This is a genomic window from Paenibacillus sp. FSL H8-0282 (assembly GCF_037963825.1).
GTDB lineage: Bacteria > Bacillota > Bacilli > Paenibacillales > Paenibacillaceae > Paenibacillus_AQ > Paenibacillus_AQ odorifer.
This window is the reverse complement of sequence record NZ_CP150146.1, coordinates 3,271,438-3,284,957: the sequence shown is the minus strand read 5'-3', so window position 1 is coordinate 3,284,957 and position 13,520 is coordinate 3,271,438. Positions and strand designations below refer to the sequence as shown.

The following is a 13,520-nucleotide window of genomic DNA, read 5'->3' as shown; positions in this document are numbered from 1 at the left end:
TTAAGATTCTATAACTTACATAGGAGAATTTTGTGATGTCAAAATCCCGGTTCAATCTAGAAGAAATTATTGATTTGAAGAAATGGGAAAAGCTCCAGGATTCCTTATCTCTTGTAACCAAAATGGCTATTCTTACTGTTGATTACAAGGGTGTTCCTGTGACCAAGCACAGCTATTGCCAGCCATTCTGTCAAGGTGTGCGCCAGGACTCCCATCTCTCTCAATATTGTCAAAAATGTGATGCCCGCGCTGGGATTGAAGCGGTTCGCCAGAACAAACCGTTTATTTATTTATGTCATTTCAATATTATAGATATCGCGATTCCCATCATTATAGATAATCAATATCTAGGTGCAATTATGGCCGGACAGCTCAAGCTTCGTGAACCTGACGTGCCACAACTGGAGCAAATTGTCTCTCGCCCGCCGAATGTGGAGACGAACATGAAATTTAAAGCACTCAAAGAGGATTACCAGGCACTGCCTGTTTTATCCTACGATGAAGTAACAAAGTGTGTTGAGCTGCTGCTGCAGTTAAGTACCTATATCGTGGAGGAAGCCATTCAAAAGCATACTACTGTGGATTTGTACAAAAAGGTTCTGACCACCAATATAGAAGACCCCACTTCTGCTGAAGCAATGGACGAGTCAGACCGTACGTACCGAAAAATCCAATCCATACAGCAGGAGTTATCCGGGGCCTTGATCGAGACCAAATTAAAGAATGGTGTACAAAAGTTCGTCTCAGTAAATTCTGTGCTTCAGCCTGCTTTTAATTACATTTATGCTCACAAAAATGAGAATTTCAGCCTCAAAGAGATGGCTAAACTTTGTCATATCAGCCCCAGTTATTTCAGCCGTATTTTCACTAAAGAAACTGGAGAGAATTTCTCCATCTTCATTGCCAGACTCAAGATTGAATGGGCTAAGCAACTGCTGGAATCCACGGATTCCCCGATCAATCAAGTCAGTGATGATTTGGGCTTTTGCGACACGGGCTATTTCATTAAAACCTTCAAAAAATACGAGAACCTCACCCCGGCTGTATATCGGAATATGTATATGAGGCGATCAGCAAAAGAAACCCTCCGTTAATAAAATTAACGAAGGGTTAGTTCCTCATTCCCACCAATGCTTCATTTCACTAAATCCTACATCCCATAACTTCACATTCCCTTTAAGGATAAAGGTTATTTCTTTTACGGTAACTAATGCCGTATTGTTGAGTTCAGCTTGGGAACTATATTGTTCACTGGATTGAAGGATCATGTTACCATCAGCTATAATCATTAGTTCACTGCTAGAATTTTCATTTTGCGGGAATCCAAAGCTGAAATATAACCATACCTCTTTTTTATCACCCAAAGTATAGGTGTATTTTTTAATATCTTCACCTTCACTGCTGTACAAATTCATTTTTGGTATTATATTTTTACCTGCGATAGTGAAACTGGGAAGATTATGCGTGGTAGGCATGCTTCCCGTAAGCTTTTCCAACGTTTGTAATCCCTGCACAGGTCTTTCACTTTTCTTCAGAGTTAAATCAATGATCTCAGAGATTCCCATGATTCCAACCAATAGCACAACAACAGATAATGCCGAAGTAAAAAGTGATCTCCTGGTGATTTCCGGGGAAAATCCAATCTTATATGCACAAAATCCGATCATTGCCCCTAACGTATTGGAGATGACATCGGCTACATCAAAGGAACCCAAAAAAGTTAAAGCTTGAAGACTTTCCAGCACAAAAATTGTTAAGATAAACAAACAAATAAACTTCTTAAAATGTGTACGATACAGCAAAGGGAATAATACGCCAAAAGGAATAAAAGCAGCGATGTTCCCAAAGTCATAAACCCAAGAAAAGGATAGGTCAAAGAGATCAGGAAAAAGAAGCGGAACACTTTCTGGAATCAACATAAACGTATATTCATACTGGCTTGTTGCATGCTCTACTCTATTGAAAGCAAAAAAACAAAAAATATAAGATCAACAGTGTATACAAAATAGTTCCTATAATAAGAATCTTTCGTAATTTCACTCCCATAATAACTTCACAATTCCCTCCATATGTCGATGGAAATAGTATATCTCTCCAAAGTGACATTCCCGTGACACTGAAGGTGACGATTTAGTCATTCAAAGCTTATATCGACAAAAAGTCATCACCCTTAATTTAAGGTCGATGACTTTTGGTTACATAAATTATCTATTCGAGACTAGTTTCCAGTGCTGGCCAGCAGAACCTGTATTATTTGTTTGAATAATATTTGCCCCCTCTGTCGTCGAACCCTGATCTACTGCCAGAGCTTTTCCACTGTTACGATTAATAATATTGTAAAAATCACCTGAGGACTCCAAAGTCCACTGCTGGTCATTCGATCCGTTATCATTCCATTGTACACTTTGAGCACCGTTAGCTAATGAACCTCCTAAAATGCCCAGGTTTTTACGACTATTAGTATTGACCAGCTTCGTATAACCATCAGCTGTGCTGACTACAAACCAATTTTGGTCATGGGATGAAATTCCGCTGGTCCACTGAACCGCCTTCCCTCCATCCGCCATCGAACCTTGATAGATACCCAACACTTTACCACTGTTCTCATTAACTAATCGATAACTGTCCACCATAATATGTCCTTCATCTGGAACCAACTCCCACAGCTGATCAGTGCTGCCTGCATCAGTCTGCTGTATAACTTGGGTACCCTCTTCAGTAGAACCCTGCGCTATACCTAACGTCTGACCACTGTTACGGTTAACAATCTTGTAGTAGTTACCAGAGGCTTGTAAAGTCCACTGCTGGTCATCGGAATGGTTTTCAGTCCATAATACGGCTTTAGCTCCTTCTGTTGTTGATCCTTCTAATATTCCGGCGACCTTTCCACTCTTTGCATTCACAATGGATTTGTAACCGTTAGGAGCATAACCACTTTCCGCTGTGGAAATGAGCCAATATTGATCCAAAGAATTAGTCCCGCTGCTCCATTGGACGAGCGGATTGCCATTCGCAGTTCCACCTTCCAATACACCTAAAGCCTTCCCACTCTTCACATTAATTAATTTGTAGTAACCTACGGACATATCACCATATTTCACCGTGTTTTTCCCACTAAAAAATCCGGCTTGAGGGATAAATAAGCGGCCATTGCTAAGCGGCAGTAGTTGGCGGTTATACCCTGCATCTACGGGCGGATTATATGGAACCCAGCTTCCGGATGCATCCAATCTAGAAGAGTTGATCAGCACTTCTTTTTTTCCTGCAACGTTTAATACGAGTCTCCCATCTCCCAAAGCAGAAATATAGGGACTTCCTCCGTACCCTACAAGAGATCCTACTTCAGTTGGATTCCAGCTCTCAGGATCTGCTGAAATTTTCAAATAATTGGGCACGCCCGGGTATCCGACCATCTCATAGGTCATTGCGTAATTACCATTGCCCAGCTTAGCGATTGTAGGCATTCCTGGACGTAATTTACTGTCTGCAAATGCCACATCAACTACCACAGGTCCCCAGTTCGTACCCTCCAACGTAGTCTGATGAACTAACTTCTGGGCATGGGCAGGATCACGTTCATCTGAATAATAAACAATGAGTTTGTTGTTGTGAACCAAAAAGAAAGGCTCCCAAATGGGATCATAACCAATATCGTTTCGTCCACCTTCAGCAATAGTGCTTACATATGTCCATGTTCTACCTAAATCATTGCTTTTATATAATTCCAACTTGGTAGCTGCTTTGTTGCTTGGCACAGAATTTCCTGCAAGAAGCATAGTACCTGCAGGCATGTTACCTATAGATTGGGGGAGTTCAAACAATTCAGGGCAATTTAACATTCCCCAACCGTTTTGAGTATCCTCCACTTCTCCAACCTGATTCCAAGTGACACCATTGTCAACGCTTTCATAAATAGGGAAAACAGGGGTGGTATTAGAGGTTTGTTCAAATGTAGCATACATTTTATTATTGTTGATGCCACTATATTTAAGCTGGATTGCCCTAGGTGATAAAGCCCCATAGGATGGTGAATCTGCTGGTGGTACATATAAGACATTAGGACCGAAAGCGTTTACAATATTGCCGTCAAAGCTAATCCCTGTGCCAACCACTGTCACTAAAACCAACAAAAAAGACAAAAACTTCCTCAGTTCTCTTCTCAAAAGTAATTTCTCCTTTACTCTGGTTTTTTTAAACGAATACAGCTTCAATATAATTAATAAACGGATAAATGAGAATGTAATATCTCGACCGGATCATGCAATATGATTACACAAATAGACTCTCATCTTCGATTTCAAGTTTTGAAATTAGAAGAGGCAGATGAACAACCTTTGATAATCAAAAGTTGTTCATCTGCCTCTTAACTTGTTAGGAATCTACTTTTTCTTCTTGATGTGATTTCTTTTCATTGTGATAAAGGACGAATTCGTATTTATTCCCCGTTAGTTGATCATTATAAAATACAATTTTACGGTTCAGTATATCCAAGTTTTGTTGCAATGCCTTAATTTCTTGTTCCACTTGTTGCTTACGCTGTTCAAGTAAATTTTTCCGTTCAGGAATTGTCTCGTCCCCCATAGCCCGCCACTCGGTATATTGCTTCAATTCTGCCATCGTCATTCCTGAATCTTTTAAATGAAGCAAAAATTGAACCCAACCTATATCCTGATCTGTATATTCACGTAAATTATTGTCACTTCGATGTGGAGTAAGTAAGCCTTCCAATTCATAATATCTGAGCGTGCTCTTGTTAACACCGACGATTTCTGCAAATTCTCCAATGGAATAAGGCATGATCCCCACCTCCATTTCTAATTTTATTTCTATTCAAAGGATATACTTAAATTAATAAAAAACCAAATGTCGGAGTATGAATCCATTTTTATGGCTTGCCTTAAAGTGTACTTTAAGGTCTATACTTCATTTTGAAGCAGTTAATCATCGATGAAAGGGATGTTCTTATATGGCTGAAAAACAAACAGCAGGACGAGACTTGTTAGGAGAATTCGCTCCGAAATTTGCTGAACTGAACGATGATATCTTATTCGGTGAAGTGTGGTCAAGAGAGAAAGAATTATCTGCCTGCATAAAGCAAAGGCAAACGGAGTCACAAAAGATGAAGTAGCGGAAATCATCACGCACCTTTCGTTTTATATAGGGTGGCCTAAAGCTTGGTCGGCATTTAATATTGCCAAAGAAATTTATAAAAATTAAACGAAAGAGGTTTTTTTATTATGGCTAATGAGCAACTAAGCAACAGTACTATCTTTCCACTCGGACAAAAGGTTGAAGCTAATTTTATAGGTGATGCATACTTGCAGATGATTTATACTGATGCGACACCTTTGAATGCGCCTATTGGGAACGTAACCTTTGCCCCGGGAGCTCGCAATAACTGGCACTTCCATAAAATCGGACAAGTATTATTAGTTACCGGTGGTGAGGGTTGGTATCAAGAAAAAGGCAAACCAGCTCAATTCCTCCAAAGCGGGGATGTTGTGAATATTCCAGCGAACGTAAAACATTGGCATGGTGCTACAAAAGACAGTTGGTTTGTCCACTTAGCCATTTCACCCGGAGAAACAGAATGGTTAGAACCTGTTGATGATGAGCTTTATAATCAATTATAAAAAAACGCATCGAGTCTATAGACTCGATGCGTTTCTTTTCTATATCGTCTTTTTGAGAAAACTAAACTTTATTGCTCAAGAAATTGGTAAACTGCCATCATCTCTTGTTTATTCAACTCACGAATACGATTGAAAATTGGAATATCAGCAACAGCTTCAATATTTAAGCTTTCAGAAATAACGTCACTTACTTTACCCGTTAGCCAAGTTTGAACATCTATACCTTCAACGACTTCCTTACGCCCTTCATCATTGATTCCACTGGCATAACAACTCACACAGGGAATCGTTAATTTATATACGCCATCATGAAGTCCATCTTCCGAAATAACTTTTTTCCCTTTACAGAATGGACAGGGATGGCTTGCTTTAACCTTATTAATTAAGGTGACGATTTTTTTGTAACCAAACGCTTCATAGACATAAGTCAGCTTTTTATATTTTCCATTAGTGAAATACTTATCTATGATATTTTCTCTTGTTTCGTGGATATTGGCAAAATCACAGATCGTAATCCGGTTTTTCCTGCTGATGGTTTCGATACTGCCGCTAATGCTGTCCCAGAATGGCATGGCATTTTGTAACACCATTTCATATTGCGCAAAACTTCCTAACTCTAGTTCAAGCATTTTTAGAGCGACTTGTGTTTCCCTAGGTAATAGAGAGACCTCTTCTGTCAAAACCATATCGCCGCCCACGATGGCTTTCATTTTTTCTAGTACCTGTAATTCGCCAACAGTGCTAATAACTTGATCAAGGGGCATCCCGATAATCTCACGAATATCAGTGTCGCCGTATTTAAGCTTTTTATGATGATTTAATACCGTTCCTTGACAAATTGGACAGGTAATCATTTTTTTGGATGCTTTAATATGCTCTTTAATAATCGATTTCGAGATAACCATATAGTTCCCGATAATGGTATTAAAGCCATCCCAAGTTCTCGAGGCTTTAGCTGCTTTATCATAGAAGGACTTTTCCCAATACCCGTATAAAAAGGTGTGTTTTTCAGCTTCTGTCATCTCATTATAACTTTTGCTAATATCCTGTCCGAGCTCATTCTTTAACTCATCAAAGATGAATTTTATTTTTGGTAATTGATAGAATTTCAGAATCTCCATCGCATCTGGATGTAATGAACCGTCCCAAAAGGGTACGTTCTTGTCCTGAAGAACAATATCAAAGTCAAATTCTTCAATCACACGGCGGCCCTTACAGCTTGGACAATGATTGTCTGATTGATAGAAATCAAAGCTTTTTGTATCTTTATTAGTGGGATGCGCTGCCACAATATGGTTGATCAAGCCACCCATTTCATAAAGGAAAGTAAACTGACTATACAAGTGTCGTTCCAGATCAATGGCGATGACAGGCGCAATCGTATCCGATTCATATTCACCATAAATCAGGCGGGCCATGGAGGATAAGCTTTTTAAGATGCCACCTTTATAGATGTTCTCTGCATTTTTAAAATAGGGGATCTGACCTTCTTTTAAATAGTCAATTCCATTTTGTAGCTGGAGTGTTGAAGAAATGTGCGCAGGTGCCACACTATCAGCAGGATTTTGTTGACGATAATAATCATCATGACTGAGAACATCAAGATGCTCCACAGGTGCAAGCTGTCTTTTGCCAAAATCAACGATAAAATCAGAGTTCTCTAACATATAGGAATTATGTTCAATCATGATTATGGAGACAGATTCATCCTGCAGAATGTCCCTAATGCTGTCAATGAATTGATTTAAAATATTTTGTGATAAACCTTTGGAAGGCTCGTCAAAAATAAAAAGTGTATGTGGATTTCTTGAGCCCGCAAACAGCTCAGAAACTAAATGGACACATTGAAATTCACCCGTGGATAAGGACTGTGTTTTTCGCTCCAACGTCAAATAACCAAGTCCAAGCTTGATCAATAAGCTTAGTCTTTTATGAGCAATGTCCTCATTTGGCAGTTCAACAATAATATCTTCAATCGAGCGCTCAAAAATATCATCAATATCCTCACTGTACTTTGTGAGTTTCCTTTTAATATCAAGAAAAGTGGCAACGGTCGAGCGACTGGTAATCGACTGATTTCGATCTTGCCCTACGATCACCAGCTTATCTTTGGAATAACGCTTTAGAAAATCTTTGACCATACACTCATTAACCAGTGTAGATTTACCACATCCGGACTCACCTGTAAAAGTTACCAGTCTATTCTGGGGAATCTGAATCTCGGCCATTTGAATATTACGACAATAAAGATCATGAAATTGATAATATTCTGCAGGTGCTGCCTGATTTAGTTCTCTATTGATGGGCTCAGGACGTGGTGATTCCTCAACTATTTTCCCGCCGTATTTGCCACTGCCAGGTCCAAAGAACAAGTGTTTATCCGCTGTGTCCAGCACCGTGTCAGAATGGTCAATGAGCCAAATTTGATTTTTATATCCCAATTGTTTAATCTCCGCTAAAATCTTCAATAGCGTTTGGTGATCGAGACCCACGGAGATTTCATCAATGATAATCACGGTATTTTCACTTGTTGCCATGAATTCTGCCAGGTAAAGTCGTGTTAATTCTCCGCCTGATAATGTACCCATAATACGATTTAATGTTAAATAACCAATATTCATATTGATTATATTTTTCAGAATTTGTTGTTTACCTTCACTTATTTTTAGAATATCTGCCTGTGATAAAATGGTCTCTATACTTAAGTCGTTTAGATCAGAAATACTCTTTGCTTGATCCAATAATTCAATTTTATATTGTTCAGCTGCTTGATTATAGCGTTTCCCCTGACACTTTTTACACTCGACATTTTTTGTAGTTCCACGACCCTTACAATCAGGACACCAACCCAACTCATTATTAAATGAAAAAACCTCTGGAGAGAGATTATATTGTTCAGCAAGAGTGACACGGATTTCAGTAAACACACCTGTATGTGTGCCAATGGTTGACCGAGGATTTGAAGATATGGATGATCTACCAAGAAAAAGAACAAGTGGCATTGCTTCCATTTTGATCGCACTGAAATTAGTCTCCATAATATTGGGGAATAAATACTGGTATTCAGCTTTTGGCAGTAAGGAAACGAGACGTTTTTTTGATTCTTCCCCAATCGTTTGACAAAAAGTTGTTTTACCAGATCCAGACAAACCAGCAATTCCTAACGACTCATCAACTGGCAGTACCGTTTCTAATCTGTTAATATTGTTCGCAATTAATTGATTTATTTTCATAGTAAGCTCATCTCATCTCCATTCTCTTCATCTAGTATTGCCATGATTTATTCCATTAAAAAGGGCACTTTCCTTATTCCAGAAAAGCGCCCTATTCTTGAAATTACAATTCTGCTAATGCCTTTTCGAGCTGACCACCCATATTTGTCCAAGCATATTTAGCACCTTCGATAGCTCCTTGGCGGGCTTTCGTCTCCTCACTAAATCCTGATTGATCTAGATGGAGGTTAACCTTCCCCTCTGAATCTTGACTCACAGTCCAAGTAACAGTAGTACTTTCTCCCGCACTATTCCAAGTATAAGATAACGTATGCGGCTCATCCACGACGAGTACTTCGCTATCTACAATTCCATCCCACCATTCATTTGGCTCAGCACGGAATTGAAATTTATGACCAACGACGGGTTTAAAATCATTACTCCAGATCCATTTCGCAAGCGTATCCGAATCCGTTAAAGCATTCCATACCTTCTCGATCGAACTTGTAAATTGAAAATCTAATGATACATCTGGTTTCATAGTTATTCCTCCAATATAAGTTTTAATTTATCAATTCTTTGTTTCCAGAATCCTTCATAAAAAGATACCCAATCTTGAATTTCTTTCAAAGGATTGGCATTCAACCGATACCTCGTCTCTCTGCCAACCTTTCGAGCAATTACGAGACCAGCATCTTTAAGTATATTTAAATGCTTCGAAACGGCTGTACGACCCATTTCAAAATGAATCGTTATCTCATACAGAGGTAATTCATCAACATCAGCCAGAATTTGAAGAAGTTTTCGTCTTGTTGGATCCGCAACAGCGTCATAAACATCCCTCACTTGACTATTGTCGCTCACAACCACCCCCACCTTTTCCGTAATATTTCCTGTAATGTCACCTAGTATCCATCATTATTACCTAATAGGACACCATTTGGTGTCTAATTGATTATAAGACACCAAATGGTCACATGTCAACAATTCAGTAAAAAAAGCATTACCAAAAGCAAGTCCAGCTTAGGACTGCTTTTGATAATGCCTCCAGATAAATCATTTCGTTTTACGATTTAATAATTAATCTAATTGTTCTCCATTAGTAGCGATAACATTTTTGTACCAATAAAATGATTTTTTCTTTATACGACGTTTTGTACCTCTGCCCATATCATCTTGGTCCACATAAATGTAGCCATAACGTTTGGACATTTGATTTGTTCCTGCACTCACCATATCTATGCAACCCCAGCTTGTGTAGCCCATTACATCTACACCATCTGCAATGGCTTCTTTTATTTGCTTAATATGTTCTTTTAAATAATCAATTCGGTAATCATCCTCTATAACATCGCCTTCTTGTAATACGTCTAAGGCACCTAGGCCATTCTCTGCAACAAGTACCGGCTTTTGATAGAGGTCATACAATTGGTTTATTGCAGTTCGTAAACCCTTAGGATCAATCTGCCAACCCCAATCACTCGATGGTAAATAAGGATTTTTCACTCCGCCTGTAAGCAAATTCCCTTCAGCGCCTTCTATCTTTTCTGGATGTGCACTGACTGCACCAGACATATAGTAGCTAAAGGATACATAATCCACTGGATAGTCTTTCATGATTTGTTCATCCTCGGGCTCTGTTTTCAGAACTATATTTTTTTCTGCAAACATTCGAGCGGTGTAAGCCGGATAGTAACCTCTCGCTTGAACATCAGTAAAGAATAAAGAGGTACGTTGTTTATCAACTGTGGCTTGAACGTCGTCAGGATCACAGCTATAGGGAACAAGAAGTTGATAACTAACCATACATCCAACCATTGCTTGAGGATTACTTTCTTTACACGCTTTGGTTGCAAGTGCACTTGCGACAAATTGATGATGCGCTCCTTGAAACATTGCTTGTTCAATATTCGGGTGATTTTCTTCGATAACCCCTAAACTTACATATTGGTGGTGTACTACACAGTTAATTTCATTAAAAGTCATCCAATATTTCACTTTATGCTTGTATCTTTCAGCTACAGTGGTTGCATAGCGAACAAAGAAATCTATAACTTTCCGGTTCACCCAACCTCTATACTTAGTTGTTAGATGAAGTGGCATTTCATAATGGGATAAAGTAACAATAGGCTCAATTCCATATTTGTTCAATTCATCAAACACACGATCATAAAATGCAAGACCTTCTTCATTAGGGATTAATTCATCCCCATTTGGAAAAATACGAGTCCAAGCAATGGACATACGGAAGGCTTTAAAACCCATTTCGGCCAATAAAGCAATATCTTCTTTATAGTGGTGATAAAAATCCACCCCATGTCTTTTGGGATAATACTTTTCACTTGCGGGATCTTGTGCTTCTTCTATTTGTTTATGAGTCATGAGGTGCCACTGGTCAGACCAGTTTTTTTTAGGGGTGTTTTCGTCAAAAATATATACATCTGCTAGAGAAAGCCCTTTACCGCCAACATTACTTGCTCCTTCTAGTTGATTGGCAGCTGCTGCTCCTCCCCATAAAAAGTTTTCTGGAAATGTCGTTTTCAATTCAAACATGTGTAAACCCTCCTTGTTGTTAAATAAAACATATGCTACGGATTAAACCTGTTGGATAAGGGCATCTTGTTCTTCTTTATATTTTTGATTATCCATTATTCTAAAGAACGGATAGTAAATAATAAACGCTACTGCAAACAGTACAATTTGTAAGATCATTCCCGAGATACTACCTGTCATCAAATATCCGCCGATAATTAATGGCATTGTTCCCGGAGGCAGTACACCTATTGGCAACGCTACTAATCCAAAATCCATGGAGAGATAGGTTATCAAAACAGTAACAATCGGTGTTATAAGAAATGGGATTAACATCATTGGGTTTAATACGATAGGCATCCCAAAGATTAACGGCTCATTGATATTAAATAGTCCTGGTCCAATCGTCAATCGACCCATTTGTTTCAGCTGTTTGCTCTTCGCAAAGAATAACATAGCAATCGTTAGTCCTAGAGTTGCACCAGATCCACCGATAAAGATAAGATATCTGAATTCTGCTGTAACAATATTATGGACGGGTGAACCCGCTGCGTAAGCTGCAGCATTTTCTGAGGTCAATTGCAGCCAGATAGGCAACATGACAGAACCTACAATGGTGGAACCATGTAATCCGATTGCCCATAATAAGTTGATTAACAAGAACACAACAATTGTTCCCGCTAAGCTTGTTCCAACAGTGGTTAATGGTTGTTGAAGAAGCTTGGCAACAATGGTATGCACGTTATCAAAACCAGTAAAGTTCTCAACAAGTAGGCGAACTCCCCAGACACTCACGATAACAAAGAAACCAGGAATAATCGCTGTAAAGGATTTAGCAACTGTTGGCGGCACACCATCCGGCATTTTAATAACTATATTTTTTTGTACGATTCTGCGATATATTTCTGTTGCGAAGATTGCGGTTAACAATCCTACAAATAAACCTTGACTCGAAAAATAATTCACGTTCATTGCTTTTGTGACAACATCATCTACTGTGAAAGAAGTTGATGGAGTGACTACAAAATATGAACATAATGCCACAGCCCCTGAAGAAAGCGGATCCACTTTATAGCTCTCTGCTAGTCTATATCCCACGGCAAATGTTGCAACTAATGCGACAAGGTTAAATGTACCATTGTACGGATATAGTAAGGCTGTTTTGATATTTGGATGGGCGACCAAGAAATCTAAATAGGCTGGAATTGGCAGGTTTGCTAAGATTAAAAAAATGGAACCGATAATAATAAACGGGATAGTTAAAACCATTGCATCGCGAAGCGCTTGTAAATGCCGCTGACCAGAGATTTTACCTGCAACTGGCATTACCTTATCTTCTAAAAATTTCGTTATTTTATCCATAGTTTCTTGCACGCTCCCGAAGAAGTATTTTCTTATTGCGATGCCACTTCTTTTTGATCCTATTTTGAAAGCTTATAAAGTTCAATGATTTCCGTAACAAGTAAAGAAATGGTCTCTACACTCATTAGTTGGTCTTCAGCATGCATAAGGATCAGTGAGAATTGAAGCTGTTCGCCATTTGCTTCTCTTTTGATTAATGATTTATGCATTTTATGACCTTCTCTAAAAAATTGCTTTGATTCTTCTAATTTTTCTTGTGCCTCTTTAAATTCTCCCTCTTTGGCTGCGTAAAGCGCCTCCATTACTAAGCTTTTAGCTGCGCCTACATTACTGATAATGTTAAAAGCCACAGTATAGTATTCCTCTTTCACTTCATCTACCATTTCTCTCTACTCCTCTCTTATCTCTATTTACTTTCAATTAATTGCAAGGCTTGTTCAAGTACTTTTTCACCGTTCATCATTCCGTAATTCAACATATCAATAGCTTCTATAGGAATGTTTTTATCTGCTAATCTTGTTTCTAATTGCTTTTTCATATATTTCACCTGAGGTCCTAACAATAAGACATCAACCTTTTTCTCTTGCAAAGTAATATCAATTTCAGATGCTGATTTAGCAAAAACATCGACATCCAACCCTTTTTCTTCAACAATCTTCTGCATTTTTGTTACTAAAAGGCTTGTACTCATTCCTGCTGAACACACTAACATAATTGTATTCATATTGACTTCCCCCTAAAATTATCATTTATTGAACACCTTTAGTGTAAACTTAAATCG

The 13,520-nt window shown here is 38.6% G+C and carries 12 protein-coding genes and 1 pseudogene; 3 read left to right on the top strand and 10 right to left on the bottom strand.

From position 1 onward, the window contains the following. Positions 1 to 35 precede the first annotated feature (35 nt). Complete coding sequence (locus tag NST94_RS14450; protein ID WP_076302072.1) at positions 36 to 1,094, top strand: PocR ligand-binding domain-containing protein; 1,059 nt, start codon at positions 36 to 38, stop codon at positions 1,092 to 1,094. A gap of 24 nt (positions 1,095 to 1,118) precedes the next feature. On the opposite strand, the gene NST94_RS14445 is transcribed toward NST94_RS14450, so the two are convergent. The 3 genes from NST94_RS14445 to NST94_RS14435 all read right to left on the bottom strand — a co-directional run bounded on the left by NST94_RS14445 (position 1,119) and on the right by NST94_RS14435 (position 4,797). After that, on the bottom strand, positions 1,119 to 1,982 hold the full coding sequence (locus NST94_RS14445; RefSeq protein ID WP_256721011.1) for a VanZ family protein: 864 nt from the start codon (positions 1,980 to 1,982) through the stop codon (positions 1,119 to 1,121). Between the two features lie 222 nt (positions 1,983 to 2,204). After that, positions 2,205 to 4,163 (bottom strand): RICIN domain-containing protein, encoded by a 1,959-nt coding sequence (locus tag NST94_RS14440; RefSeq protein WP_076190370.1) that lies wholly within the window; start codon positions 4,161 to 4,163, stop codon positions 2,205 to 2,207. A 208-nt stretch (positions 4,164 to 4,371) separates the two neighbouring features. Next, positions 4,372 to 4,797: a MerR family transcriptional regulator gene (locus NST94_RS14435; RefSeq protein WP_076190371.1), complete on the bottom strand. Its 426-nt coding sequence runs from the start codon at positions 4,795 to 4,797 to the stop codon at positions 4,372 to 4,374. 169 nt (positions 4,798 to 4,966) lie between these two features. Here NST94_RS14435 and NST94_RS14430 point away from each other — a divergent pair. Beyond that, a pseudogene (locus NST94_RS14430) lies at positions 4,967 to 5,217 on the top strand (carboxymuconolactone decarboxylase family protein). A gap of 20 nt (positions 5,218 to 5,237) precedes the next feature. Further along, positions 5,238 to 5,633: a cupin domain-containing protein gene (locus NST94_RS14425; RefSeq protein ID WP_076184592.1), complete on the top strand. Its 396-nt coding sequence runs from the start codon at positions 5,238 to 5,240 to the stop codon at positions 5,631 to 5,633. A gap of 68 nt (positions 5,634 to 5,701) precedes the next feature. On the opposite strand, the gene NST94_RS14420 is transcribed toward NST94_RS14425, so the two are convergent. From NST94_RS14420 to NST94_RS14390, 7 genes are all read right to left on the bottom strand, one after another. Continuing rightward, positions 5,702 to 8,866 (bottom strand): ATP-binding cassette domain-containing protein, encoded by a 3,165-nt coding sequence (locus NST94_RS14420; RefSeq protein ID WP_076184591.1) that lies wholly within the window; start codon positions 8,864 to 8,866, stop codon positions 5,702 to 5,704. A 103-nt stretch (positions 8,867 to 8,969) separates the two neighbouring features. Then, a complete protein-coding gene (locus NST94_RS14415) occupies positions 8,970 to 9,386 on the bottom strand; it encodes an SRPBCC domain-containing protein (RefSeq protein WP_076184590.1) in 417 nt (138 codons plus the stop codon). A gap of 2 nt (positions 9,387 to 9,388) precedes the next feature. Further along, positions 9,389 to 9,709: a metalloregulator ArsR/SmtB family transcription factor gene (locus tag NST94_RS14410; protein ID WP_038571021.1), complete on the bottom strand. Its 321-nt coding sequence runs from the start codon at positions 9,707 to 9,709 to the stop codon at positions 9,389 to 9,391. A gap of 216 nt (positions 9,710 to 9,925) precedes the next feature. Further along, positions 9,926 to 11,398 (bottom strand): 6-phospho-beta-glucosidase, encoded by a 1,473-nt coding sequence (gene ascB, locus NST94_RS14405; protein WP_339282096.1) that lies wholly within the window; start codon positions 11,396 to 11,398, stop codon positions 9,926 to 9,928. A gap of 42 nt (positions 11,399 to 11,440) precedes the next feature. Then, positions 11,441 to 12,739 (bottom strand): PTS cellobiose transporter subunit IIC, encoded by a 1,299-nt coding sequence (gene celB / locus NST94_RS14400; protein WP_038571015.1) that lies wholly within the window; start codon positions 12,737 to 12,739, stop codon positions 11,441 to 11,443. Positions 12,740 to 12,798: 59 nt separating this feature from the next. Beyond that, on the bottom strand, positions 12,799 to 13,122 hold the full coding sequence (locus tag NST94_RS14395; RefSeq protein ID WP_051490993.1) for a PTS lactose/cellobiose transporter subunit IIA: 324 nt from the start codon (positions 13,120 to 13,122) through the stop codon (positions 12,799 to 12,801). 23 nt (positions 13,123 to 13,145) lie between these two features. Then, positions 13,146 to 13,463, bottom strand: coding sequence for a PTS sugar transporter subunit IIB (locus tag NST94_RS14390; protein ID WP_339282095.1), 318 nt, complete (start codon positions 13,461 to 13,463; stop codon positions 13,146 to 13,148). Positions 13,464 to 13,520 lie beyond the last annotated feature (57 nt).